At 61.8% G+C, this 25,121-nt stretch carries 29 protein-coding genes; 14 read left to right on the top strand and 15 right to left on the bottom strand.

Features of this window, described 5'->3' with window-relative positions; all coding sequences use genetic code 11:
* Positions 1-28: 28 nt before the first annotated feature.
* Together AC3WTO_RS11965 and AC3WTO_RS11960 are read left to right on the top strand one after the other, a co-directional pair.
* Positions 29-2,113, top strand: a complete 2,085-nt coding sequence (locus tag AC3WTO_RS11965; protein WP_492460961.1) for a putative bifunctional diguanylate cyclase/phosphodiesterase — start codon at positions 29-31, stop codon at positions 2,111-2,113.
* Between the two features lie 72 nt (positions 2,114-2,185).
* A complete protein-coding gene (locus AC3WTO_RS11960; protein WP_492460960.1) occupies positions 2,186-2,827 on the top strand; it encodes a LysE family translocator in 642 nt (213 codons plus the stop codon).
* Here AC3WTO_RS11960 and AC3WTO_RS11955 read toward each other — a convergent pair.
* The 8 genes from AC3WTO_RS11955 to AC3WTO_RS11920 form a co-directional block, all read right to left on the bottom strand.
* A complete protein-coding gene (locus AC3WTO_RS11955) occupies positions 2,799-3,290 on the bottom strand; it encodes a GNAT family N-acetyltransferase (RefSeq protein ID WP_492460959.1) in 492 nt (163 codons plus the stop codon). The genes AC3WTO_RS11960 and AC3WTO_RS11955 overlap by 29 nt on opposite strands.
* On the bottom strand, positions 3,274-3,741 hold the full coding sequence (locus AC3WTO_RS11950; RefSeq protein WP_492460958.1) for a hypothetical protein: 468 nt from the start codon (positions 3,739-3,741) through the stop codon (positions 3,274-3,276). Before AC3WTO_RS11950 ends, AC3WTO_RS11955 begins: the two co-directional genes overlap by 17 nt.
* Positions 3,738-4,211, bottom strand: coding sequence for a hypothetical protein (locus AC3WTO_RS11945; protein ID WP_492460957.1), 474 nt, complete (start codon positions 4,209-4,211; stop codon positions 3,738-3,740). The genes AC3WTO_RS11950 and AC3WTO_RS11945 overlap by 4 nt, the downstream gene beginning before the upstream one ends.
* Positions 4,211-5,443, bottom strand: coding sequence for a dual-specificity RNA methyltransferase RlmN (rlmN, locus tag AC3WTO_RS11940; protein ID WP_492460956.1), 1,233 nt, complete (start codon positions 5,441-5,443; stop codon positions 4,211-4,213). The genes AC3WTO_RS11945 and rlmN overlap by 1 nt, the downstream gene beginning before the upstream one ends.
* Positions 5,444-5,533: 90 nt before the next feature.
* Complete coding sequence (locus tag AC3WTO_RS11935) at positions 5,534-6,037, bottom strand: GNAT family N-acetyltransferase (protein ID WP_492460955.1); 504 nt, start codon at positions 6,035-6,037, stop codon at positions 5,534-5,536.
* Positions 6,038-6,116: 79 nt separating this feature from the next.
* A complete protein-coding gene (locus AC3WTO_RS11930; protein ID WP_492460954.1) occupies positions 6,117-6,620 on the bottom strand; it encodes an invasion associated locus B family protein in 504 nt (167 codons plus the stop codon).
* A gap of 268 nt (positions 6,621-6,888) precedes the next feature.
* Positions 6,889-7,251, bottom strand: a complete 363-nt coding sequence (locus AC3WTO_RS11925) for a YkvA family protein (RefSeq protein ID WP_492460953.1) — start codon at positions 7,249-7,251, stop codon at positions 6,889-6,891.
* Positions 7,252-7,386: 135 nt separating this feature from the next.
* Positions 7,387-7,683, bottom strand: a complete 297-nt coding sequence (locus AC3WTO_RS11920; protein WP_492460952.1) for a 4a-hydroxytetrahydrobiopterin dehydratase — start codon at positions 7,681-7,683, stop codon at positions 7,387-7,389.
* A gap of 131 nt (positions 7,684-7,814) precedes the next feature.
* Between AC3WTO_RS11920 and AC3WTO_RS11915 the strand changes: the two genes are divergently transcribed.
* On the top strand, positions 7,815-8,333 hold the full coding sequence (locus tag AC3WTO_RS11915; RefSeq protein WP_492460951.1) for a low molecular weight protein-tyrosine-phosphatase: 519 nt from the start codon (positions 7,815-7,817) through the stop codon (positions 8,331-8,333).
* On the opposite strand, the gene thpR is transcribed toward AC3WTO_RS11915, so the two are convergent.
* Together thpR and AC3WTO_RS11905 are read right to left on the bottom strand one after the other, a co-directional pair.
* Positions 8,237-8,833: an RNA 2',3'-cyclic phosphodiesterase gene (thpR, locus tag AC3WTO_RS11910; RefSeq protein WP_492460950.1), complete on the bottom strand. Its 597-nt coding sequence runs from the start codon at positions 8,831-8,833 to the stop codon at positions 8,237-8,239. The genes AC3WTO_RS11915 and thpR overlap by 97 nt on opposite strands.
* Positions 8,834-8,951: 118 nt before the next feature.
* Complete coding sequence (locus AC3WTO_RS11905) at positions 8,952-9,590, bottom strand: arylesterase (protein ID WP_492460949.1); 639 nt, start codon at positions 9,588-9,590, stop codon at positions 8,952-8,954.
* A gap of 64 nt (positions 9,591-9,654) precedes the next feature.
* Here AC3WTO_RS11905 and AC3WTO_RS11900 point away from each other — a divergent pair, with 64 nt between their 5' ends.
* From AC3WTO_RS11900 to AC3WTO_RS11885, 4 genes are all read left to right on the top strand, one after another.
* Positions 9,655-10,353 (top strand): ABC transporter ATP-binding protein, encoded by a 699-nt coding sequence (locus AC3WTO_RS11900; protein WP_492460948.1) that lies wholly within the window; start codon positions 9,655-9,657, stop codon positions 10,351-10,353.
* 10 nt (positions 10,354-10,363) lie between these two features.
* The gene (locus tag AC3WTO_RS11895; RefSeq protein ID WP_492460947.1) at positions 10,364-12,940 is read left to right on the top strand and encodes an ABC transporter permease; all 2,577 of its coding nucleotides are present in this window, start codon (positions 10,364-10,366) and stop codon (positions 12,938-12,940) included.
* A 253-nt stretch (positions 12,941-13,193) separates the two neighbouring features.
* Complete coding sequence (locus AC3WTO_RS11890) at positions 13,194-13,973, top strand: Bax inhibitor-1/YccA family protein (protein ID WP_492460946.1); 780 nt, start codon at positions 13,194-13,196, stop codon at positions 13,971-13,973.
* Positions 13,974-14,137: 164 nt separating this feature from the next.
* Complete coding sequence (locus tag AC3WTO_RS11885; RefSeq protein WP_492461525.1) at positions 14,138-14,716, top strand: GNAT family N-acetyltransferase; 579 nt, start codon at positions 14,138-14,140, stop codon at positions 14,714-14,716.
* Positions 14,717-14,729: 13 nt separating this feature from the next.
* On the opposite strand, the gene AC3WTO_RS11880 is transcribed toward AC3WTO_RS11885, so the two are convergent.
* A complete protein-coding gene (locus AC3WTO_RS11880) occupies positions 14,730-15,116 on the bottom strand; it encodes a DUF2794 domain-containing protein (RefSeq protein WP_492460945.1) in 387 nt (128 codons plus the stop codon).
* Between the two features lie 468 nt (positions 15,117-15,584).
* Between AC3WTO_RS11880 and AC3WTO_RS11875 the strand changes: the two genes are divergently transcribed.
* Together AC3WTO_RS11875 and AC3WTO_RS11870 are read left to right on the top strand one after the other, a co-directional pair.
* Complete coding sequence (locus AC3WTO_RS11875) at positions 15,585-15,953, top strand: ArsR/SmtB family transcription factor (protein WP_492460944.1); 369 nt, start codon at positions 15,585-15,587, stop codon at positions 15,951-15,953.
* Between the two features lie 40 nt (positions 15,954-15,993).
* A complete protein-coding gene (locus tag AC3WTO_RS11870) occupies positions 15,994-16,857 on the top strand; it encodes a PhzF family phenazine biosynthesis protein (protein ID WP_492460943.1) in 864 nt (287 codons plus the stop codon).
* A gap of 45 nt (positions 16,858-16,902) precedes the next feature.
* Here the strand turns inward: AC3WTO_RS11870 and AC3WTO_RS11865 are convergent, their stop codons facing one another.
* Entirely contained in the window at positions 16,903-17,670 is a 768-nt protein-coding gene (locus AC3WTO_RS11865; protein WP_492460942.1) for a DUF1223 domain-containing protein, read from the bottom strand.
* 180 nt (positions 17,671-17,850) lie between these two features.
* Complete coding sequence (gene acnA, locus AC3WTO_RS11860; RefSeq protein ID WP_492460941.1) at positions 17,851-20,541, bottom strand: aconitate hydratase AcnA; 2,691 nt, start codon at positions 20,539-20,541, stop codon at positions 17,851-17,853.
* Positions 20,542-20,830: 289 nt separating this feature from the next.
* Here acnA and ccmA point away from each other — a divergent pair, with 289 nt between their 5' ends.
* From ccmA to AC3WTO_RS11835, 5 genes are all read left to right on the top strand, one after another.
* Complete coding sequence (gene ccmA, locus AC3WTO_RS11855; RefSeq protein WP_492460940.1) at positions 20,831-21,439, top strand: heme ABC exporter ATP-binding protein CcmA; 609 nt, start codon at positions 20,831-20,833, stop codon at positions 21,437-21,439.
* Entirely contained in the window at positions 21,439-22,104 is a 666-nt protein-coding gene (gene ccmB, locus AC3WTO_RS11850; protein ID WP_492460939.1) for a heme exporter protein CcmB, read from the top strand. The genes ccmA and ccmB overlap by 1 nt, the downstream gene beginning before the upstream one ends.
* Before the next feature lie 119 nt (positions 22,105-22,223).
* The gene (ccmD, locus tag AC3WTO_RS11845) at positions 22,224-22,388 is read left to right on the top strand and encodes a heme exporter protein CcmD (RefSeq protein WP_492460938.1); all 165 of its coding nucleotides are present in this window, start codon (positions 22,224-22,226) and stop codon (positions 22,386-22,388) included.
* A 16-nt stretch (positions 22,389-22,404) separates the two neighbouring features.
* On the top strand, positions 22,405-22,983 hold the full coding sequence (locus tag AC3WTO_RS11840) for a DsbE family thiol:disulfide interchange protein (RefSeq protein ID WP_492460937.1): 579 nt from the start codon (positions 22,405-22,407) through the stop codon (positions 22,981-22,983).
* Positions 22,984-23,164: 181 nt separating this feature from the next.
* Positions 23,165-24,055, top strand: a complete 891-nt coding sequence (locus AC3WTO_RS11835; protein WP_492460936.1) for a bile acid:sodium symporter family protein — start codon at positions 23,165-23,167, stop codon at positions 24,053-24,055.
* Positions 24,056-24,149: 94 nt separating this feature from the next.
* Here AC3WTO_RS11835 and AC3WTO_RS11830 read toward each other — a convergent pair whose 3' ends face one another.
* Complete coding sequence (locus tag AC3WTO_RS11830) at positions 24,150-24,314, bottom strand: DUF1127 domain-containing protein (RefSeq protein WP_129412452.1); 165 nt, start codon at positions 24,312-24,314, stop codon at positions 24,150-24,152.
* Positions 24,315-24,473: 159 nt separating this feature from the next.
* Positions 24,474-25,121, bottom strand: coding sequence for a septation protein A (locus AC3WTO_RS11825; protein ID WP_492460935.1), 648 nt, complete (start codon positions 25,119-25,121; stop codon positions 24,474-24,476).

Raw genomic sequence — 25,121 nt, 5'->3', positions numbered from 1 at the left:
GCCTCACTTCGAAGGTCAGCTGAATCTGATGCGCGTCATCTCCTGCATCGCCATGGAACACAACCTGTGGCTCGTCTTCCTTGCGGCATTCCTCTGCGTCACCGGTTGCTGGGTCACCTCCGGCCTTTTCCAGCGCGCCAGGAAAACCGAAGGCGTGCAGGCCAAGGGTTGGCTGGTCCTGACCGCCGTCGCTGCCGGCTCGTCGATCTGGTGTACGCATTTCGTCGCCATGCTGGCCTATGACCCGGGTGCCCCCATTTTCTTCGAGCCTCTGCTGACCATGGCGTCGCTGGTCATTGCCATCATCGGCACCGGTCTCGGCTTTGCCGGGGCAGCAAGCAGCCACCGTTTCGCAGCGGTGACAGGAGGTGCCGTCGTCGGCCTGTCGGTCTCGGCGATGCACTATACTGGCATGGCCGCTTATCACGTTGCCGGCATCGTCGAATGGGACGGCGCCTACGTCGCCACATCCGTCCTTATAGCAGTTGTCGCTGCGTCCCTGGCATTGAGGCAGTGGGTCGATGGGCAGAGCCCGAAGGCATTCCTCGTCGGCACCGCCAGCCTGGTTCTGGCAATCGTGGGCTTGCACTTCACGGGCATGGCCGCCGTTTCCGTGACGCCGATGTCCTTCGTCACCGGCGGCACCAACCCCAGCGTGCTCGAGGCCATGGCCGTCTCGGTGGCGATCGTCGGACTGCTGATCGCCGGCACCGGCGCCGTCAGCCATCTCATCGACGAGCGCACACGTTTCGAGAACTACGAGCGCCTGCAGCATCTCGCCCTCAACGACGGGCTGACCGGCCTGCCGAACCGGACGAGTTTCAACGACCATCTTGCTCATGCGATCGAGCGGGCGGGTGAAGCCGAGGACACCCGGGTCGCCGTTATCGGCATCGATCTCGACCGTTTCAAGGAGATCAACGACCTGCGCGGACACGCTGCAGGCGATCAGGCCCTGAAGACCATTGCGCGGCGCCTGACGCGCCTGCTGAAGGATGGGGAGTTCGCAGCTCGGCTCGGCGGCGACGAGTTCGCCGCGATCAAACGGTTTTCTGAGCAGAGTGATCTTCTCGATTTTGTTGCCAGACTGGAAAAGGCGCTGTTCCAGCCGCTGCGTTTCGACGATTTCGAGATCGTTACCGGGGCAAGCATCGGCGTTGCCGTCTATCCGCTCGACGGCGAGGACTGTGAACGCCTGGTGAGCAATGCCGACCTCGCCATGTATCGTGCCAAGGCGGATGTGCAGCAAGTCGTGTGCTTCTATGAACCAGCCATGGATGAGGCGGCCCGCGACCGGCGCGCGCTTGCGAACGATCTGCGCCACGCGATCGAGCGCGGCGAGCTGGCCCTTCACTACCAGTTGCAAGCCTCCGTGCTGACCGGTGACGTGACCGGCTATGAGGCGCTGCTGCGCTGGCGTCACCCCGAACGTGGCATGATCCCACCGGCCGAGTTCATACCGATCGCGGAGGAAAACGGCTCAATCCAGGCGATCGGCGAGTGGGTTTTGCGCACCGCATGCCGGCACGCGGCAGGTTGGCATAATGAGCACAAGGTTGCCGTCAACCTGTCGCCCAAGCAGCTCTCGCACAACAACCTGCCGAAGCTGATCCACGAGATCCTGCTGGAAACCGGCTTGCCGGCGCGCCGGCTGGAGCTGGAACTGACCGAGTCCGCCATCATTGCTGACAAGTCGCGAACCCTGCATGCGCTGCGCCAGATCAAGGCGCTTGGCGTCACCATCGCGATCGATGATTTCGGCACCGGCTATTCCTCGCTCGATACGCTGCGTTCCTTTCCGTTCGACAAGATCAAGCTCGACCGCTCCTTCATGGGCGATATCGAAAAGAGCCCGCAGGCCAAGGCCATCGTGCGCGCAGTGCTGGCTTTGGGGCGCAGCCTCGAAATCCCGGTGCTTGCAGAAGGTGTCGAGACAACAATCCAGCTTTCCATTTTGCAGAAGGAAGGCTGCAACGAGGCACAGGGTTACCTGCTTGGCAGGCCGCAACCGCTGGGGAAGATCATCGAAGCAACCTTTGGCCCGGGCATCGTCGAGGACGTTGCCGAAGTCCCCGTCCTGGAGCTTCCATCGCTGAGACGGCTGGGTCGATAGGGCGGCAAAACTGCCCCTGGAGCAAGACGAGCTTATCGGCTATGGCTCGGATTGCCTGCTGCGGGGATCGCAATGTCGTTTGTTCCAGATACCACCACGCTGATCCAGTTCGCCATCGCCACCTTCATCCTGGCGATCACGCCGGGGCCGGACATGACATTGTTTGTCAGCCGCACCTTGAGCCAGGGGCGCGCCGCCGGCTTCGCCTCGATGGCGGGAGCACTGTGCGGCACGCTGATCCACACATCGCTGGTGGTGGTCGGCATTTCAGCGCTGATCGTTGCCTCGCCAATGGCGTTTTTCGTGCTGAAGATCTTCGGCGCCGGCTACCTTGTCTTCCTCGCCTGGCAGGCAATTGCCAAGGGATCGGCTTTCTCGCCGGAAAAGCGGGCCGGACCGCAAGTCTCGCTAACCCGCGCCTGGGCGGCCGGACTGGGAGTAAACCTGCTCAACCCGAAGATCATCCTGTTCTTCATGACCTTCCTGCCGCAATTCGTTTCCGCGCACGACCCACATGCGCCCGGCAAGCTGTTCTTTCTCGGCGCCATGTTCGTGGTGTTGTCGATTCCGGTCACCGCGCCAATGGTCTTTGCGGCGGAAAAATTCTCGGCGGCGATGAAGGCAAGCCCCCGCGTGACGCGAGCCGTGGACTATCTGTTCGCTGGCGTGTTCTCCGCTTTCGCGCTCAAGATCCTGACGGCCCAGGCGAAATGATCCGCTTCGTCATGAAGACACAGAGCGGATCGGGCGAGTAGGCACCGAACGGCTCGCAATAGGCATAGCCGAAGTTCTCGTAGAGCCTGCGCGCGGCGTGGCTGTCCGTGCCGGTTTCGAGATTGATGCGCTCGATGGACCGGCGCGCTGCTTCGCTTTCTATCGCAGTAAGCACGTGTTTCGATATGCCGAGCCCGCGCGCCTGCGGACGCACGAACATGCTCTTGAGTTCGGCCAGCCTGCCGCTCTCCAGCTTCAGCGCACCGCAGCCAACCAGCGCCCCTCTCAGGCGCGCCGTCCAGAAAAGGATCTCCGGCCGGTTCAATGCCTCGAGACCCAGCGTGTGAATGCTCTGCACCGGCACGGTTGCGTGCGAATGCGCGAGACGCTCTGCGATCAGCTCAGCGATTTCAGGCGTATCGGCGCGCGTTTGCGCAATGTCGATTTCAGCGTTGCCCGTCATCAATGCTGTCCTGCCACCAGCTACCGGCCCAGCGGCCGGCGCTGAGCCAGTAGAAAATGCCGCCGACCATTCCCGCGCCGAGGATGCCGAGAATGATGCGCGTGTCGGTAACCGCGAAGTCCGGATCGCCCGATTGCCAGGCTACGCCAAGCACTATGCCTGCGACCACACCACCGCCCAGCGCATAAAACAGCCAGTCGCGCCGACCAAGAACCTCTGTCACCAGGATCAGCAGAGCCGAGGGCGCGAACGCGAAATAGCCGACGAAGACGGCCAGGAGCGGAATGGTGACGACCAATGGTCCGCTCGCCAACCAGCGGGTTTCCTCGGCGTTGAATCCGATCGCGCCCAGAAACAGCACGTTGATGAAGGCGCTCGCCGCCAGTACGGCAACGGCATAACCGAACAGGATGACAACACAGCGGATGAAATAAGCCGCGAAGCGGTTCATGCGGTCGTCCTGCCCCAGTTGGCAATTCGGCGGATGCAAACCAGATGAAAAACGAAACCGCCGACGAGGCCGCCGATGACGCACAGGATCAGTAGACCCTGCGGGAGGTTGAACAGTCGGGTGTCCGTGAAGAAATTGAGCACAATAATGGAGAAGGCGCCGTTCAATCCCCCTGCCAGCGTGTAGCTCAGCGGCTTGATCCACCTGAGGATTGCCGCAGCCGATATGGCAATCAGGAAGCCGGGCAATGCCGATTGCACGGTTATGACGATGCCGATCATAAAGGTCTGCGGTATCTGGCGCAGGCCCTTCAGCAGGGCGGGCATATCGGCGCCGTCCGCGACGAGACTGGTCATAAAGAGCGCGATCACCGTGGCTGCGGTCGCTGCGGTGACTGCGGCCAGGTAGCCGAGGATGAGGAGGCCGAAACGACCAAGCCAGAGTGTCGGAGCAGACCTCTGCCCGCTCACTACTCGCCGTGTCCCGCGATCATCATTGCTTCGAGCGCCAGGCGCTCGGATTTCTTCAGCCGCTCCGATTCCGACTTCAGCTGGCCGCAAGCGGCGAGGATATCACGACCGCGCGGCGTCCGGATCGGCGAAGCGTAGCCGGCATTGTTGATGGAATCGGCGAACTTCTCGATCGTTTCCCAGTCCGAGCACTGATAGTTGGTGCCGGGCCAGGGATTGAATGGGATCAGGTTGATCTTGGCCGGAATGCCCTTCAGCAACTGCACCAGCGCCTTGGCATCGTCCAGACTGTCGTTGACGTCCTTGAGCATCACGTATTCGAAAGTAATACGGCGTGCGTTGGACAGGCCTGGATATTTGCGACAGGCGTCGATCAGATCCTTCAGCGGGTACTTCTTGTTGATCGGCACCAGAAGATCGCGCAGGTCGTCATTCGACGCATGCAGCGAAATCGCCAGCATCACGCCAATCTCTTCGCCGGTTCGGAAGATTTCCGGCACAACGCCCGACGTGGAGAGCGTGATACGACGCTTGGACAGGGCCAGGCCATCGCCATCCGAAGCGATCAGCAACGCCTGCTTGACCGCCTCGAAATTGTAGAGCGGCTCGCCCATGCCCATCATGACGATGTTGGAGACCTTACGGCCTTCCGCCGGCACGATGGCGCCGGCCGGCGTGTCACGATCCGGGAAGTCGCCCAGCCGGTCGCGTGCCGTCAGCAACTGCGCCAGGATCTCTTCCGCCGTCAGGTTGCGCACCAGCTTTTGCGTGCCGGTGTGGCAGAACGAACAGGTCAGGGTACAACCGACCTGCGAGGAAATGCACAGCGTGCCGCGCCCCTCCTCGGGAATATAGACGGTCTCGATCTCCACCGGCCTGCCGGCGCCGCGCGGGGGGAAACGGAACAGCCACTTGCGCGTGCCATCCGATGAGATCTGTTCCTCGACGATCTCTGGACGACCAATCACAAAATGCTGATCGAGCGCGGTGCGCAGATCCTTCGAGATGTTGAACATCTGCGAGAATTCGGAGACGCCGCGCACATAGAGCCAGTGCCAGAGCTGCTGCACGCGCATCTTGGCCTGCTTTTCGGGGACAATACCGGCAGCGACCAGCGCCTCGGCCATTTCGACACGGCTGAGGCCGACGAGCGAGCCTTTTTGCGGCGCGGCTGCGCGTGCCGCAAGCGCGGCACGGGTGTTGCCATCAGTGATGTCGAGCGAAAAGGTCATGGCAGATCTGGCTTGAACAAGAACAATCCTGGCTAGATAGGGTTCAGGCGCCACATATCACAGCTATTGCATGGCGTCACGATGGCCGATTTATTGCTTGGGCGGCTCAAGAGTGAACCGATACTCCTGTTCCAGCCTACCGGTGCGCGGATGCGGCACCGGCTCGCCATGCGCTCGCCAACCCCAGCGTTCGTAGAATTGAACCGCGCGCTCATTATCGACGTATACCGAGAGCTTCGCTGCGGAAAAGCCCCGTTCGAACATGGCATCCTGCGTTGTCACCAGCGCCACCGCGCCATAGGCCCTGCCCCAGGACGACGGCTCGACGCCGAGATAGTGCAATTCAGCCATATCTTCATCTCCGGTAACGGGCGCGACCGCGGTGAAGGCGATCGGTCGCCCGTCATCCTCGTCCTCGAAAACCATCAGCAGGAAAGAACGCGGCGAGATCTCCAGCACGCGCTTGATGATGGGCCGTGACAATTCGAGCGGCGCCACATCCTTGTCATTGTCGCGCCAACTGGTCGCCTCGGCCCATATCTGCGCCGCCGCATCGAGATGTTCGCCAGCCTCATCGACAACGACGCGCATCATTGGGAAGCCCCCTCGTTCCTGAAACAGGAAGGGCCGGGGGTTGCCCGGCCCTTCTTCGAGAAATTGGGATTTCAGAACCCTATTTGCAACTGGCGATCGACTGAAGTGCCGCCGAAATGCCCTTCAGGGAGAAGACATAGGAGGTCGGGTTGCCGCGGCCGGACTTGGCCATCACTTTCATGTCCTTGCCCGTCTTCATCGCCGCGATCAGCATCGGCTCCTCCGCGGCGTTTTCAACCCAGGCCGACTTGCCGCGCGTGAACATCGAGAACGACTTGTTGTCGATCGTCACGGTAGCCTTCGAATTCTGCTGGAAGTTGTAGCCTGCGATGAACTGCGGCTCGTACGAAACCTGCTGGCCCGGGCGCTGACTGACGAAGAAGAACATGTCGCCATGGTCGAGCGTGGGCGGCTGTTTGTCGGTCGGAACGGTCAACACGTAGCACACCTTGCCGGTCTGCGCCTTGTAGCTGTAGGTGCCCCAGGCATTATGCTGGCCGATCTTGGTTGCCTGCTGCGCCAATGCCGGCGAGGCAACGGCGAGCAGGACCAGACTGGTGGCTGTGAGGATCAATCCGCGCATCTTATTCCCTGTATTCCATACGGTGCGGGGCCAGGCGGACCCCCGCCCGCCGGTTCGCTTTAGTTTGATTTAATCTGGGTTACCAAAGGGTGAACTTTTCATTGAAAAGAAGATGCCCTTCGGAAACCGCCGCCAATTCCGTGCCTTGGCCACCCTTCAGGCAACGACACGGTGTCCCGGCGCCGACTTGGAGAGCAGGAAAACGGCAAGAATTTGACTGGACTTACCCGAAAGGGACCGCATCGGCACGCAATGCGGTGACGCCGCGTCAGTCCTGTTCGGCGATCGCCTGGCGGGCAGCCAGTTTGTGAGCGGGCGTAATATGCGCGCGCACCGCGGTGATCGCCGCGGTCAGAACCGCAACGTCATCGGTGAAACCGATGCCCGCGACGATATCGGGAATGGCGTCGACCGGCAGCACGAAATAGGCGAGTGCACCAAGCAGGATCGCCTTGACCTTGACCGGCGTTTCCTTGTCCAGGGCGCAATAATAGGCCGCAACGACGTCTTCCATGAACGGAACCTGCCGCGCTGCCTTCTTCGCGGTGCGCCAGAATTTCGCGCGCACGTTCTCTTCGCCGATAGCCTTGCCGTCGGGCCCGAAGAATTCGTAGTTGCTGCCTTGCACCATCAGTGGTTTTCCCTCGTGAAGCGTCAGGCAACGCCTGGCCTCGCCAGAAAATGTGGTGACCCTTGCGATCCTTCACAAGATGCAATCGATTTGGTCGGCTCGGCTCACTCAGTCGGCGGTGCCGACTTGGTCGGTTCAGTTACCGGCGAAGCGATCCATCTTCTTGGCCAGTTCGAAGTCGAGCGCTGTGAGCCCGCCGGCGTCATGTGTATTCAACGTGACATCCACCGTCTTGTAGACATTCGACCAGTCTGGATGGTGATCCAGCTTCTCGGCGGCAAGCGCCGAGCGCGTCATGAAGGCGAAGGCCTCCGAGAAATTCTTGAATTCGAACCTGCGCCGGATCGACGTCCCATCGGCGGCAAGCGTCCAGTTCTCGAGTCCGGCCAGAAGTGCCGCAACGGCCTGCCCGTCCAATTTTTCTCTCGCCATGGCTTGCTTCCGTGCTATCGCGGTTAAACATGTCGCTCAAAAGTGCCAGCGGCTCCGCGACAACGACATGCGCAAAACAATACCTGATGCGCAACGCGCATCAGAATTGGCAGAGGATACCGTAGCGTCGGATGCGCGTGGAACCCCCTAAATCGATCCTTTTCGTCTGTCTCGGCAACATCTGCCGCTCACCGCTGGCGGAAGGCGTGTTCAGGGATGTGTTGACCGGGCGTGGACTGGAGCATCGATTTCTGCTGGATTCGGCAGGCACGGGTGGTTGGCACGCTGGTTCGGCACCCGATCCGCGCTCGATCGAAATCGCCGCGCGCCACGGCATCGACATCTCGGGCCAGAAAGCGCGAAAGGTCGCCATCGACGATTTTTCACGTTTCGACCTGATCTTCGGCATGGACCGGTCGAATGTTGCGGATCTCAAGGCGTCGGCGCCGCCGGAGGCGCGCGAACACATCCATCTGTTCCTCGAATTCGCCGGCGATCGCGGCCGCGAGGTCCCGGATCCCTATTACGGCGGGCCGGAGGGTTTTGCTTCGGTCTATCGCATGATCCGCGAAGCGTCGGAGGTCATTGCCACCCGGTTGGACGGGCGCGTGGCGGCATCAGACAGCGGCCACGCTTCCTCGACGACGTAAGGCCCGCCGCCGACGGAATCGCGCGACGACATCAGCACGAAGCGGCCGACCCTGAACGGCATGGCAGCGAAATTGCCGCGTGCGGAGAGATATCCGGCAACCTCAAGAGGGCTGGAGTTGCGCAGCCGCGCCAGCGTCACATGCGGAGTGAATTTGCGTGGATCGGTCGGCACGCCAAGCCGCTTGCAGACACGCTCGATATCGGCCTGGAGCATGTTGAGGTCGGGAGAGGGAATGACACCGGCCCACACCGCATGCGGTTTTTTCTGGCCGAAAGCGCCGACACCGCAAAGGGTCAGCGAAAAGGACGAGCGGTCGATGCGGTCCAGCGCATTGGCAACCTCATCGGCAACATGGCCTTCGACATCGCCGATGAAGCGCAACGTCAGATGGTAATTTTCGACATCGATCCATCGGGCGCCGGGCAGGCCGCCCCTGAGCAAGGAGAGCGAAAGCGCCGCATCACGCGGAATTTCGAGGGCCGTGAAAAGACGTGGCATCGTAAGCCTCCTGTCCTCGAATCGAACTCTCGAATGACAGCGAATCACTGAAAAGCGGCGGGAGCAAGAGGTTTATTTTCCAGACATCTCGACGCGGGCCGCCAGTCGAGCAGCCGGCTCAGGACCTTGCCGGAAGCGCCTTGATCACTTTTTCGACATCCGGAAGGATCCGCTCGACGATGACGTCGATGCCCTTTGCATTGGGATGCATCTTGTCCTCCAGCTGCAAGGCAGGGTTGCCGGCGACCCCGTCGAGGAAGAAAGGGTAGAACGGCACATCGTATTTCTTGGCCAGTCGCGGATAGAGCGTGCCGAACGCCTCGCCATAGGCATGGCCGAGATTGGGAGCGGCTACCATGCCGGCGAGCAGGACGGGAATTTTGCGCTCCTTCAGCCGTGCCAGCATTTTGTCCAGATTGGTCTCGACCATCTGCGGATCGATGCCGCGCAACATATCGTTGGCACCGAGTTCGAGGATCACCAGGCTCGTGCCATCGGGAATGGACCAGTCGAGCCGCGCCAGTCCGCCGCTCGACGTATCGCCCGAGACGCCGGCATTGGCGACGGCGACATCATAACCCTTGGCGCGCAGAGCCACCTGCAGCCGATCGGTAAAGCCTTCTCCCGGCGCCAGGCCGAAGCCCGCGGTCAGACTGTCACCGAACCCGACGATCTGGACTTGTTCGGCCCGAACGGGCGAAGTCAGGACAAATGCAAGGAAAAGCGCGACAAAAGCAGCCAGATGTTTGAAAGCCATGCGGCAGAACCCATATCACCGGGGCAAACCCGCCCGCGTTCCCTTCATATAGGACAGTTTTGCTTTGACTGAAGCCGCTATTCAGCTGAAGGACGTTTCCCTGACCCTCGGCGAGGGTGCTTCCTCGGTGAACGTGCTCAAGGGCATCAGTCTCGATGTCGCGACCGGCGAAACCACAGGTATCGTTGGGCCATCCGGTTCGGGCAAATCTACCTTGCTGATGGTTCTGGCCGGGTTGGAGCGGGTCGACGCCGGCACGGTGCGTATTGCCGGCGAAGTGCTCAACGGAAAGAGCGAAGACCAGATCGCGGCCTTTCGGGGCCGCAATGTCGGTATCGTCTTCCAGTCCTTCCACCTCATCCCCAACATGACCGCGCTCGAGAACGTGGCCGTGCCGCTCGAACTGGCCGGCACGGCCGATCCGTTCGGTATTGCCGCGCGCGAACTGGCCGCCGTCGGTCTGGCCGACCGTGTTACCCACTATCCAGGTGAACTTTCGGGCGGTGAGCAGCAGCGCGTTGCGATCGCCAGGGCGCTTGCGCCTTCGCCGCGCATCCTGATCGCCGACGAGCCCACCGGCAATCTCGACCAGGCCACAGGCAAGCAGGTTGCCGACCTGCTTTTCGCCAAGGCCGCGGAACGCGGCATGACGCTGGTCCTGGTCACGCATGATCCCTCCCTGGCGGCCCGTTGCTCGCGGCAGGTGGCGATGCGCTCCGGTCGCATCGAGGCCGATGCCGCCCCGGCCAAGATTCCGGCCTGAGAGCTGACGGATGCCCGGCAACGCCACGACCAGCGCCTCTTCACCTGCCGGGATACTGGCTTTGGCGATCCGTTTTTCGTTGCGAGAGATGCGCGGCGGCCTGTCCGGTTTTCTCATTTTTCTCGCCTGCATCGCGCTTGGCGTGGCCGCCATCGGCGGCGTCAATTCGGTGGCTCGCTCTATTTCGGATGGCGTCGCTGCCCAGGGCCAGACACTGCTCGGCGGCGACATCCGCTTCCAGCTCAACCAGCGCGAGGCGAACCCTGCTGAACGGAGTTTCCTCGACGGGTTGGGCGTCGTCTCGGAAAGCTCCAGCATGCGTTCGATGGCGCGGCTGCCGGATGGTTCCGACCAGGCCCTGGTCGAAGCCAAAGCAGTCGACGACGCCTATCCGCTCTACGGTGCCCTGCAGACCGAACCGTCCCTGACGCGCGATGCGTTGCTCGGCCAAACCGCTGGTGTTTTCGGAGCCGCCGCTCCCGACCTGTTGTTCGAGCGACTGCATCTGAAACCGGGCGACCGCGTCAAGCTGGGCAATACGACCTTCGAATTGCGCGCCCGGCTGATCGGCGAACCGGATGCTGTCTCCGATGGCTTCGGCTTCGCACCGCGCCTGCTCGTCTCCAGGGAGGCTCTCCAGGCATCCGGCCTGGTTCAGCCCGGCAGCCTGGTCGAAAACGCCTACAAGGTGCGGCTGCCGGCAAGCGCCAGCGAGGCCGACATCGAAAACATCCGTCAGTTGGCAACGGAGAAATTCCCGGAAGCAGGCTGGTCGATCCGCAACCGCACCAATGCAGCCCCTGCCCTGTCCTCGAACATTGAGCGTTTTTCGCAGTTCCTGACGTTGGTGGGGCTGACAGCGCTGGTGGTTGGCGGCGTCGGCGTCGCCAACGCCGTGCGCGCCTATCTCGACGGAAAGCGCGCGGTGATCGCCACTTTCAAGAGCCTCGGTGCTTCAGGCCGTTTCGTCTTTACGGTCTACCTGGTCCAGATCCTGATCATTTCCGGACTTGGCATCCTTGCCGGCCTGCTGCTTGGCGCAGCAATGCCCTTTGCGGCAAGTGCCGCATTGCAATCCGTCATTCCGGTGCCGGCCGAAGGTGGGTTTTATCCCGGCTCGCTCGCGCTCGCGGCGCTGTTCGGTCTGATGGTGACGCTGGTCTTTGCGCTCCTGCCACTCGGGCGGGCGCGTGACGTCCCTGCAACCGCCCTGTTCCGCGAAATGGGCTTCGAGAGCCGTGGCCTGCCAAAGCTGGTCTATGTCATAATCGCGCTGGCCATAGCGATCGCGTTGGCTGTGCTGGCGATTTTCATGGCCAACGATCGCCGCATCGCCGCGATTTTCGTCGGCGCAACGGTGTTTTCATTCCTGGTGCTGCGCATCGTCAGCGCACTCGTCCAGTTCATCGCCCGGAAAAGCCCGCGAGTGCGGTCTACTGCCCTGCGGCTCGCCGTCGGCAACATCCACCGGCCGGGCGCGCTGACGCCTTCGGTCGTTCTGTCGCTGGGGTTGGGGCTGACCCTCCTGGTGACGCTGGCGCTGATCGACGGCAATCTGCGGCGCCAGATCGGTGGCAGCTTGCCGGAACGTGCGCCCAATTTCTTCTTCGTCGACATCCAGGCGGCCGACGTCGATGCTTTCACCTCCCTGGTCGGCAAGGAGGCTCCAGCCGGCGCGCTGGCCAAGGTGCCGATGCTGCGGGGACGGCTCATGGCCCTGAACGGCGTCCCTGTCGACAAGGTCAAGGTGCCGCCCGAGGCGGCCTGGGTCCTGAGGGGTGACCGCGGCGTCACCTATGCTCCCGCCAAACCCGAAAACGCGACACTGATCGAAGGCACCTGGTGGCCGGCCGATTACCAGGGCGAGCCCTTGGTTTCCTTCTCCGCTGATGAAGCCAAGGCGCTCGGCCTGAAGCTCGACGACACAGTGACGGTCAATGTGCTTGGTCGCAACATCACCGCCAAGATCGCCAGCTTCCGCCGCGTGCAGTGGGAGAGCATGGGCATCAACTTCGTCATGGTATTTTCGCCCAACACCTTCGCCGGTGCGCCGCATTCCTGGCTGGCCACGCTTTCCGACAAGTCGGCGACCGTCGCCGACGATGCCCGCTTGCTCAACGCCGTCACCCGCGCCTATCCGACGGTGACGACCGTCCGGGTCAAGGACGCGCTCGACGTCGTCAACCAGCTGGTCGGGCAGATCGGCACCGCGATCCGTGCCGCGGCCGGCGTGGCGCTCATCGCCTCCGTGCTGGTGCTGGCAGGCGCCCTGGCAGCCGGCAACCGGGCTCGCGTGCACGATGCGGTGGTGTTGAAGACATTGGGCGCCACGCGGCGCACGCTGATCGCCGCCTTTTCCCTTGAATACATGCTGATCGGTCTTGCCACCGCCATTTTTGCGCTTTTTGCCGGGGGCATCGCCGCTTGGTTCGTGATTTCGAATGTCATGACGCTGCCGTGGACTTTCCTGCCTGAGGTGGCCGTCGGCACGATCGTGCTTTCGCTGGTCGTCACTGTCGGGATCGGCCTTATCGGCACGTGGCGAATTCTCGGGCAGAAGGCGGCGCCCGTGCTGCGCAGCGTCTAGAGCGTTTCCGTTTTAGCGGAAACGCGAGGGCGTGCTTGCCTTGGGTTCTGATTAATTTTCGGTAAGAAATGGCCTGTTCTGGCGAAGAATGATGGTGTTTCGGCCAGTCACGAAGCGTTGCAGCCCGTTACGGTCTTGTTCTTGTCGGCAATAACCCTCATATTTCGCACAGGCATGCTGGAGCCCCGCCAGCGGCGCCCAGGTTTCGTTCGAGGGACCTGACACCCGACGGGGCAGAGCAACAGAGGAATCCATGTCCGACTTCCGCAACTATCAAACGCGTAGCGTGCCGGTTGGAACCCGTGCCGACGCCGGCATCGATGAAGGCCTGCGCGCTTATATGCTCAAGGTTTACAACCTTATGGGCCTTGGCCTTCTGATCACGGGTCTTGCCGCTGTTGGCACCGTTATGCTGGCTACCACGACCGACCCTGCCTCGGCAGTCGCTACGCTGCCGAGCGGCGACATGCTGACTTCGTTCGGTTACGCTATCTTCGCTTCGCCGCTGCGTTGGGTCGTCATCCTCGCCCCGCTTGCCGCGGTGTTCTTCCTGTCGTTCCGTGTGCAGACGATGAGTGTCTCGGCCGCGCAGACCACCTTCTGGGTGTATGCCGGTCTGGTTGGCCTGTCGCTGTCGTCGATTTTCCTCGTCTACACGACTGCATCGATCGCACAGACTTTCTTTGCTACCGCTGCCGCCTTCGGCGCGCTGTCGCTCTATGGCTACACCACCAAGCGCGACCTGACCGCGATGGGCTCGTTCCTGATCATGGGCGTGTTCGGCCTGATCATCGCCTCCGTGATCAACATCTTCCTGCAGTCGTCGGCGCTGTCTTTCGCCGTTTCGGCGATCGGCGTGCTGGTGTTCGCCGGCCTCACCGCCTACGATACCCAGAAGATCAAGGAAATGTACTACGAGAACGACGATACGCTCGTCGCCGGCCGCAAGGCCATCATGGGCGCGCTGCAGCTCTATCTCGACTTCATCAACATGTTCATGTTCCTGCTGCAGTTCATGGGCGACCGTCGCTAGAGCATGATCCCGAAAAGTTGCAGACTTTTCGGACAGAGATGATGCGACAAACCAAGCTCTGAAGCCTGGACCAGCGAAATCGAAGGGGCGGCCCAACGGCCGCCCCTTTTCTTTTGCACGCAGGTTTGCTGTTATCTGAGGCAGGAATCATGAGTGCACAAAAAATGAGCAATCTGACGATCCGCGATGCGGAGCCAGCCGATCTCGACCGGATAACCGAAATCTATGCGGATGCCGTCGCCAATGGCACCGCGTCTTACGAACTCGCCCCTCCGAGCCGCGAGGAAATGGCTGCACGCTACGAATCATTGAGGGCCGGCGGTTTCCCTTATCTGGTCGCCACTGATTCGAGCGGCGCCATCCTCGGCTACGCCTATGCCGGCGCCTTCCGGCCGCGCCAGGCCTACCGTTTCATCGTCGAGGATTCGGTCTATGTCGCCCCCGAAGCAAAGGGCCGCGGCGTCGGCCGGCGCTTGATGGAAGACCTCATCGAGGCGGCACGGACGCTGGGCTTCCGGCAGGTCGTCGCCGTGATCGGCGACGGCCATCCCGAGAGTGCTTCGGTGAAACTGCACGAGCGGCTTGGCTTCAGCCATTCCGGGCGCCTTGTCGGCTCTGGCTACAAGCACGAGCGCTGGCTGGATACCGTATTCATGCAGCTCGAACTGAACGGCGGCGCTTCGCTGCCGCCGGACCCGGCATCGTTGGCGGAACGGAATTTCCAGAAGCAGCCAACTGCTTGAAAGATTTCGACTCTCAGGCCTTTACCAGCTTGAGCCTGGTGTCGAAGATACCAAGCACACGGGCAAGTTCATGACCGCGTTTCAGGATGCGGCCGCCCGCGGCGACAACCGCGAAGGCACCCTGGCGTCGCGCCAGCTTCGGGTCCTTGACGATCTGGAACAGGGGCACTTCCGAAGCGCGGCGATAAACGGAAAACACGGCACGGTCTGCAAGATGATCGATGGCGTAGTCGCGCCATTCATTGGCGGCAACCATGCGTCCATAGAGACGAAGGATAAGATCTAGTTCGCGTCGCTCGAAAGCGACCGGCAAATCGAGGCGCTCGCGTCGTGCCTCATGCAGCGGGATCAGTATTGCGGATGCGTCCCCATCCTCCGTCCCGCCACCACGGTCCATCATGCCTTTGTCCTCAGGCTGAATCGTTTGCTGGCAACAGGGTCGCGCTTTCGGATCGCAATTGCAAGGGCGCGCACGAATCTGTTCGCGACGTCAGCAGCCGTCACCAATGACGGCGACGTCTACTCACGTTTGCAAACGATATGTTGGAAATGGTGATTCCTTGCCACATTCTCGCCGTCTTTTATCCGCGTTGTCGCCCCAATGTCCGACGAACTTGCGGGTGTTGCCTGAGACGGTTCGGTCCGGCACCGGCTCGTAAACCCCAAGCCCCCCGCCCACGGGTCTGAGTCGGATCGAACCAACCTCGGCCTTCCGGAAGGAAAGTCGCGGCAACAATCTGAACAATTTAGACCGGCGTCGGACCCGAGCTGACGTCGGTTTTTATGTTTTCAGGGCGCCCCTTCTACCGGCCTCCGACCTGCGGTCATCTTCTTCGCACCCAACCTTGCACGATACGATGACGAAGACTTGACTCTCATTACCGATGCAATCTATTTCGTATTTATGCGAAATAACGAAACAGGTACGGATTTCAAACACCGGTTGGCCGTCTTGAAGGGGCTTGCGAGCCCTGTGCGGCTCGCAGTTCTCGCCTATCTCAAGGATCCTGTCGCAAATTTCCCGCCACAGGAGGACGGCGACCTGGTGGCCGACGGCGTCTGCGCCGACTTTCTGCGCGACAAGCTCGGCATCGCCGCCGCAACCGCTTCACGTCATCTGACCCTTTTGGCCGACTGCGGGCTGCTTATCGCCACGCGCAAGAAGGGCTGGACCTTTTATCGGCGCAACGAAGAGGAGATCACTCGTTTCACAAGTGATCTCGCCAGCGACCTCTAGAGCGTTTCCGTTTTCACGAAAACGCGGACCGGAGTAACTCATGCCGTCTTACCTGCATGTCGACGTGTTCGCGCCGCACGCCTATGCCGGCAACAGCCTGCCGGTGTTTCTCGACAGCACCGGTCTCAACGCTGTCCAGATGCAGGCGATCACCCGCGAACTCCGGCATTTCGAGGCCATCTTCCTGGAAGCCGGGGCGGACGCATCGACATACCGCGCGCGCGTCTTCGATCTTGTCGAAGAGTTACCCTTCGCCGGCCACCCCATCATCGGCGCCGCGGCTGCCTTACACGAGACAGCCGGGCACAAGGACGACCAGCACTGGACGTTCGACCTTGCCGACAAGAGCGTCACGGTCGTGACGCAACGGACCGACTCCGGTTATTTCGGCTTGCTTGATCAGGGCGCGGCTCAGTTCCTTGGTGAAATCGCCGCGTCCGAGGAGATCGCAGCGGCCTTCGACCTGACCCTTGCCGATTTCGATCCCGCACTGCCGCTGGCCGTTGTGAGCACCGGCCTGCGCTATCTGATCGTGCCGGTACGTCCGCACGTGCTGCCACGCGCCAGGATCAAGGCTGACATCACCAGCCTCCTTGCAGCCAGCGGCGCCCAGTTCGCCGTGCTCTTCGACCGAACCGCGTGCGAAATACGGCACTGGAACAATGACGGCATCATCGAGGATATCGCCACGGGAAGCGCCGCCGGCACCATTGGTGGCTATTGCCTGCAATATGGCGATTCACGCTCCGGCAAGGCCTTCACCCTGAACCAGGGACGCTTCACGGGACGGCCCAGCGAGCTCGTCGTCGAGCCGCATGGAGTGCCGGGCAATGTCAGCTCGGTAAAGGTAGGTGGCAGGATCGCCATCGTCGGCCATGGCACGGTAATCGCGCCGTCTTCATGACACGGGCCGGAGACGTTACCGGCTACGATGTCGATCTGGCCGCGATCAGACGGATGGCCTGCGGATGAAAGACGCTCCGATGATCGGGCCGAGCTCACCGTCGCGGCCTACCGACTGCAGCAGCACGGCGGAGCCGGCCGCCTTGGCAATCTCGCTGGCTGGCAGATCATAGCGTTGCGCCTTGCCGTACCACATGCCGGCAGTCTGGACATTGGAAACGGCGTTCCAATACGTCATCTTGCGGCCGTTGTTTTCGCCGTTGCCGACATTCACCACCTGCGGCGGATTGAAATAGACGATGACGACATGTGCCTTGAGCGGGGTGCCGGCGGAATCGCTCGGAGCATTGCCGGCCTCGATCGATATCCCGTCTCCGGTGTTGGTCACCGTGATGTCGATGCGCATGCCCTCGCCGTTCTTGTTCAACCGGGCCAGCGCGCCACTGATGGCCTCGCGGCTGGCGCCGTTGACGTCGGCGCGACCGTTGATGACGGCTTGTGGCGTATAGACCGAGCGTCCCTTGAAGGAACGCATGTAGCCGTATTGGCGTTCGGTGTTCTCCTTGCGGGCAAGCGAATCCTGCCAGCCGAGATAATCCCAGTAGTCGACATGGTAGGCGAGCGCGATCACATCGCCCTTGGCGGCGATCTCCGCCAGATAACGGTCGGCGGGCGGGCAGGATTTGTTGCCCTGGCTGGTGAACAGTTCGACAACCCCCAGCGGCCGCGCCTTTTCGGTCGCTTGGGCCGCAGTTGCGAGCATCGAAACCGCCAGCCCGGCCACGGCCAGCTGAAAAGGTTTCTGAAAGGACATATTTCCGGTCCCGCCGGCGCGGCCGGCATGTTCGTGTTTTCTGAATTACTGCCAGAAGCGACGCTCAACCGGAAGTCACGTTGCGGTGAAATTTGCAGGTCAACGAAACGATTGTTTCCCTAAAACAAGACCGCCGGAACTTCCGTTCCGGCGGTCTCTTGTTGAACTATGCTTGGCAGGTCAGGCTGCGAGGTCGCGCAACACGTACTGCAAGATGCCACCGTTCTTGTAATAATCGAGCTCGTCGAGAGTATCGATGCGGCACAGGATCGGAACGCTCTTGACGGTGCCGTCGGCGAACGTGACCTTGGCAACCATCTTCTGCCGCGGCTTGATCGTCTCGAGACCGTCGATCTCGACCAGCTCGTCACCCTTCAGGTTGAGCGAAGCCCACGACGTGCCTTCCTCGAAGGTGAATGGGATGACGCCCATGCCGACCAGATTCGAGCGGTGGATACGCTCGAAGGACTGGGCGATCACGGCGCGCACGCCGAGCAGGTTGGTGCCCTTGGCCGCCCAGTCGCGCGAGGAGCCGTTGCCGTATTCGACACCGGCGAAGATGACCAGCGGCACACCTTCCTTGCGGTATTCCATCGCGGCATCGTAGATCGACATCTCTTCCTTGGACGGATAGTGGATCGTGTAGCCACCCTCGCGCCCGTTCTCGCCAAGCATGTGGTTGCGGATGCGGATGTTGGCGAAGGTGCCACGCATCATCACCTCATGGTTGCCGCGGCGCGTGCCATACTGGTTGAAGTCGGCAACGCCGACGCCGTTGTCGGTGAGATATTTGCCAGCCGGCGAAGCAGCCTTGATCGAACCCGCCGGCGAGATGTGGTCGGTGGTGATCTTGTCGCCGAACAGGCCCAGCACCCGTGCGCCCTTGATGTCGCTGATATGGCCGGGCTTGCTGCCCATGCCGGCGAAATAAGGCGGGTTCTGCACATAGGTCGACTGGTCGTCCCAGGCATAGGTCTGGCCTGACGGGGCCTGTACCTTCTGCCAGTTCTCATCGCCCTTGAAGACGTCGGCATATTTGCGGGAGAACAGCTCGCGCGTGACGTTCTTCTCGATGAATTCCTGAATCTCCGACGAGGTCGGCCAGATGTCCTTCAGGTAGACCGGCTTGCCGTCCCTGTCATCGCCGATCGGTTCCTTGGTCAGATCCTTGGTGACGGTGCCGGCGAGCGCGTGGGCGACCACCAGCGGCGGCGAGGCGAGGTAATTCGCCTGCACATCCGGCGACACGCGGCCTTCGAAGTTGCGGTTGCCGGAGAGCACCGCGGCAGCGATCAGGCCCTTGTCATTGATGGTCTTCGAGATCGGGCCCGGCAGCGGGCCAGAGTTGCCGATGCAGGTGGTGCAGCCGAAGCCGACGAGGTTGAAGCCGATCTGGTCGAGTTCCTTCTGCAGGCCGGACTTCTCCAGATATTCTGCGACAACCTGCGAGCCAGGCGCCAGAGAGGTCTTGACCCATGGCTTCTGCTTGAGGCCAAGGCGATTGGCGTTGCGGGCCAGCAGGCCGGCACCGATCAGCACCGAAGGATTGGAGGTGTTGGTGCACGAGGTGATGGCGGCAATGACGACATCGCCATGGCCGAGATCGTGATCAGTGCCCTCGACCGCGTAACGCTTGTGGATCTCGGCGGCCTTCTTGTACTCGGTCTCCATCGCCTTGGCGAAGCCGGCCGGAATGTCCTCGAGCGCGACACGGCCTTCCGGACGCTTCGGACCGGCCATCGACGGCACCACGGAACCGAGGTCGAGTTCGAGCGTATCGGTGAACACCGGATCGGCCGAACCGTCATGGCGCCACATGCCCTGCGCCTTGGAATAGGCTTCGACCAGTGCGATGCGGTCTTCCGAGCGGCCGGACATGGTCAGATAACGCACGGTTTCGCCGTCGACCGGGAAGAAGCCGCAGGTCGCGCCATATTCGGGCGCCATGTTGCCGATGGTGGCGCGGTCGGCCAGCGTCATGTTGGACAGGCCGGGACCGAAGAACTCGACGAACTTGCCGACAACGCCCTTCTTGCGCAGCATCTGGGTGACGGTGAGCACCAGGTCGGTGGCAGTCACGCCTTCCTTCAGCTTGCCGGTCAGCTTGAAGCCGATAACCTCGGGCAGCAGCATGGAAACCGGCTGGCCAAGCATGGCAGCTTCGGCCTCGATGCCGCCGACGCCCCAACCCAGCACGCCCAGACCATTGATCATGGTGGTGTGCGAATCGGTTCCGACGCAGGTGTCCGGATAGGCGACGGTCTCGCCATCCTCGTCATTCGTCCACACCACCTGGCCGAGATATTCGAGATTGACCTGGTGGCAGATGCCGGTGCCGGGCGGCACCACGCGGAAGTTGCGGAACGCCTGCTGGCCCCATTTCAGGAACTTGTAGCGCTCTTCGTTGCGCTGATATTCCAGCTCGACGTTGCGTGCGAACGCCATCGGCGTGCCGAACTCGTCGACGATGACCGAGTGATCGATGACCAGATCGACCGGCACGAGCGGGTTGATCTTCTCAGGATCGCCGCCGAGGGCGGCGATACCGTCGCGCATGGCAGCAAGATCGACCACGGCGGGCACGCCGGTGAAGTCCTGCATCAAAACGCGCGCCGGGCGATAGGCAATTTCGACACCGGCGGTACCCTTGTCGGCCAGCCAGCCGGCGACCGCCTGGATCGCCTCCTTGGTGACGGAGCGGCCGTCTTCATTGCGAAGCAGGTTCTCCAGCAGCACCTTCATCGAATAGGGGAGCTTGGATATTCCGGCCAGGCCGTTCTTCTCAGCCTCGGTCAGGTCGAAATACACATACTCACCGCCACCTGCGGTCAGGGTGCGGCGGCAATTGAAACTGTCTAGTGATTTGGACACGAGCGATCCATCCTTGTCTGTTCAGCCTGAAAGGGAACGGACTCCGATGGGCATGCTCATCACGCGCAAAGGTGCGGGTACGGCCATTTCCGCTGTCCGCTCCCAAGCAACCCGAGCCGTTCAAGGCGGCGCGTGCGCTGGTTCGGCGCAAATTCATTTTGCCTTCCCCGACCGCTGGGGTTGGTAAGGGTGCATATAGAGAAAATCCTGGAATAGTTCTAGACGTGGAATCGGCATTTTTGCTGCGACGCAATGCACTGCCGTTCAGACTTTCGGCGAAGGGTAAATAATGCGGCTTATCGCCGAAAATCTGAGCGGAGAGCGCGGCGGAGAGCCGGTTTTCGAAGATATCGGTTTTTCGGTCGCAGATCGCGAAGGCCTCGTGGTCACTGGCCCCAACGGCTCCGGCAAGTCGACACTGTTGCGCGTGATCGCCGGCTTCCTGCCAGTCGCCGGCGGCACTGTGCGAATCGCCGAAGGAGGAGTGACCTTTCCGAGCGTCGCTTCAGCCTGCCATTATCTCGGCCATCAAAATGCAATGAAGACGGCGCTGACGGTGACCGAGAACCTCGCCTTCTGGCAGCGCTTCTGTGGCGAGGGCCGGCTCGGCATCGCCGAAGCGCTCGATGCGGTCGGGCTGGGTGGCATCGGCCATTTGCCGTTCGGATATCTGTCGACCGGACAGCGCCGGCGCGCCGCCATTGCCAAGCTGCTGGTCTCGCACCGCCCCATCTGGTTGCTGGACGAGCCGACCGCAGGCCTCGACAAGGCATCGGAACAGCGTTTCGCAGACCTGATCAACGCCCACTGCGCCGCTGGCGGCATCGTTATCGCCGCGACCCACCTGCCTCTGGGTCTCGAAAAGGCAAAGACCTTGGAGATGGGAGGGCAATCCTGATGCTTGCTCTCTATGCCCGCGATCTCAGGTTGGGTTTTCGCGCCGGTGGCGGAGCGCTGACCGGCGTGATCTTCTTCCTGGCCGTGATTGCCACCATTCCTTTCGGCGTCGGCCCGGATCTCAACCTGCTTGCCCGCATCGGCCCGGCAATCCTCTGGATCGGCGCGCTGCTTGCGTCCCTGCTTGGCCTTGACCGTCTGTTCCAGGCCGAGCGCGAGGACGGTTCGCTCGACGTGCTCGTGCTCAACGGCGACCGCCACATGCTGGCATTCACCGTCTTCGTCAAATGTCTCGCCCATTGGACGGTCAGCGTGCTGCCGCTGGTCGTGGCCTCCCCCCTGCTCGGCCTGTTCATGAACATGACCCCGACCGGTATCGGCGCCACCGCGCTGACCCTGCTGGTCGGCACCCCCGCCATCACCTTCATCGGCGCCGCGGGCGCCGCCGTAGCAGTGGCGCTGCCGCGCAGCGGCCTGCTGATTTCGGTGCTGGTTCTGCCTATCACCATTCCGGTGCTGATCTTCGGCGTCTCGGCCAGCTACGGCGCCGTCAACGATCCCGATCCTTTTTTACCGCCTTTCCTCATTCTTGCCGCGCTGACGTTGTTTCTGGCAGTCATCGGACCATTGGCTGCTGCCCTGGCGCTGCGCCACAGCGGCGACTGATCGCACTTTGGGTGCGGCGTGGCGCCGGATTGCGTCCCGAAAAGGCGAGGACTAAGGGTAGGCATGATCGCAAAAGGCTCGGAAAACAGTCTGCCTGTCGATTGCGCGCGAGGCCACGCATGAGTGCACACGCCCTTTATGTAGCTGCCGCCTACGGCATCACCGCCATTGCCCTGGCCGGGCTGATCGGCTGGATCCTGCTTGACCAGCGCGCCCGCAACCGGGAACTGGCAGAACTGGAGGCGGCCGGCGTTCGCCGTCGCTCCGACAAGGCGGGCAAATGATGAAGCGGTGTCTTAAGTGAGCGAACAAACCGAAGCACCCGGACGCCGGCGTTTCAAACCGATCCTGCTGTTGCCATTGGCGATCTTCCTCGGTCTCGCCGGACTGTTCCTGTCGCAATTGCTGTCCGGGCGAGACATTTCCGCCATCCCTTCGGCGCTCATTGGTCAGGATGCGCCGGAGACCGATCTTCCGCCCCTGGAAGGCAGCAGCCTGCCGGGCCTGGATTCCTCCGAGTTCGAAGGCCAGGTGACGCTGCTCAACGTCTTCGCCTCATGGTGCGTACCCTGTCGCGAGGAGCATCCGGTGCTGATGGGACTTGCCCAGGACAAGCGTTTCGTGATGGCAGCACTGAACTACAAGGACAAGCCGGAGAATGCGCGTCGCTTCTTCGGCGAACTCGGAAATCCGTTCAGCGTCATCGGCGTCGATGCAAACGGGCGCGCCGCCATCAACTGGGGCGTCTATGGCGTGCCTGAAACCTTCCTGATCGACAAGGACGGCAAGGTTGCCTTCAAATATGTCGGACCGCTGACCCCGCAGACCGCCAAGGCACTGCTCCTGCCCGAAATCGAAAAGGCGCTGGCAGCCGACTAAGGCGCCTGGCACTGCTGGGCACGTGGGGTGCTGCAACGGTCTTCCCCCAACCTGCCCCATGGTAAGCCGGCTCGGCCGCGTGCCTGATAGGCAAGCGACCGGCTTTTCGATTACCTTTCCGTCAATGGCTGCGAGGGAGAGCGCCAAAACGGCGCGTGCAGTCTAAGAGGAGGGGACTTCGATGCAGGACAGTTCCGCGCTGACAATCTTTCTGCCGCTTGCGCTCGGCGTCATCATGCTGGGCCTCGGCCTGTCGCTGACGCTCCAGGATTTCCGCAACGTTCTCCAGAAACCAAAGGCCGTGATCGTGGCACTGCTGTGCCAGACGCTGATCCTGCCGCTGGCCTGCCTGGCACTCGTCTACCTGTTTAAGCTGGAACCCGCGCTGGCCGTGGGCATGATGCTGCTGGCAGCCAGTCCCGGCGGCACATCGGCCAATCTCTACAGCCATCTCGCCGGCGGTGACGTGGCGCTCAACATCACACTGACCGCGATCAACTCGGCACTGTCGATCGCCACGCTGCCCTTGATCGTCAACTGGTCGCTCGCGCATTTCATGACCGGCGATCAGGCTATCCCGCTGCAGTTTGCGAAGGTGCTGCAGGTGTTCGTCATCGTGCTCGGACCGGTGCTGATCGGCATGTGGCTGCGCAGCCGCTTTCCCGCGTTCGCCGCTCGCATGGCGCAGCCGGTGAAGATCCTGTCGATGCTGTTCCTGTTTGCGGTGGTGGTGGTAGCACTGATTCAGGAGTGGGAAACCGCGGCGACGTGGGGGCCGGTGGTCGGACTGGCTGCGCTTGCCTTCAACCTGGTCAGTCTGGCAGTCGGCTATTGCGTGCCGCGCGCCGCAGGCATCGACAAACGGCAGGCGACCGCCATCGGCATGGAGATCGGCATCCACAACGGCACTTTGGCAATCGCCATCGCGCTCAGCCCGCTTCTGCTCAACAATGCAACGATGGCGGTGCCGGCGGCGATCTACGGGGTCATCGCCTTCGTGACCGCTGCGATCTTCGGCTATTGGCTGAAGCGGGCGCAGACAGCATCGGCTGCCGCGCAGAGATCATCCTGATAGCAAAAGAACCCGAAAGCCGGCCGGCTTTCGGGTTCCAGAACTTTCCGCGTCAAGCGCCGGGAATTCCTGGCGCGACCTGCGACAAACCGGCTTAGCCGTAGATCTGCTTGCGGACGTTGTAGAGCATCTCGGCGCGGTTGCCGTTGAAGTCGGCGAGGTCGCGGTCGGTCAGGCTCTGGATCTCGTTGACGAGCTGGTTGTAGCGCTTGCGCTTGTTCATGCTGTCACGAGCACGGGACACGAGGTCGAGGATCATGGCGAAATTCCTTCGCTTGAGGCCGCATTGGCGCGGCGGTTAGTCCTCCCTTTTCAATTCCACCATGACATAGTTCGTGTGCATTGCAAAACAAGATGCTGCAATGCAGCATTGCACCCCGCGCATGGCAGGTTAATGCCGAATTAATCGATTGAAGGCCTATTTTTTGGGCTGTTCCTCGACCGAGTGTCGCATGATCAACGGCATCTGGCTGAAGGTGAACAGCAGCGTGATCGGCATGATGCCCCACACCTTGAAGTACAGCCAGGTGTTCTCGGAAAAGTTGCGCCAGACCACTTCGTTGACCACGGCCAGGAAGAAGAAGAACAGCCCCCAGCGGAAGGTGAGCTTGCGCCAGCCTTCGGCATCAAGCTTGAAAGCCGTGTCGAACGCATAGGCGAGCAGCGACTTGCCGAACAGCAGCCCGCCAAGCAGGACAGCTCCGAACAGCGAGTTGATGATCGTCGGTTTCATGAAGGCGAAGGTCTTGTCCTGCAACCAGATCGCCAGCGCGCCGAACACAAAGACCACGACGGCCGACACCAGCGGCATGATCGGCAAGCTGCGTGTCAAAAGCCAGGAAACCGTCAGAGAAATCGCGGTTGCCGCCATGAAGAAGGCGGTGGCGATCAGGATCGGCTCGCCAAGCTCCGCCAGCAGCGGGAACTTCTGCGCCAGCCATTCGCCGCGCACCGTCACAAAGAAAAAGACAAGGCCGGGCCCGAGTTCCAGCAGGAACTTGAGGCCGGGATGCAAAGCCTTCTTGCGAGGATCGGACGGGTCTTGTTCGAGAATGGGTTCGTTCAT

It is taken from the genome of Mesorhizobium sp. EU05-FHT14A09 (assembly GCF_058790995.1).
Note: the sequence above shows the minus strand (reverse complement) of the source record. Positions and strands in the feature narration are given on the sequence as shown.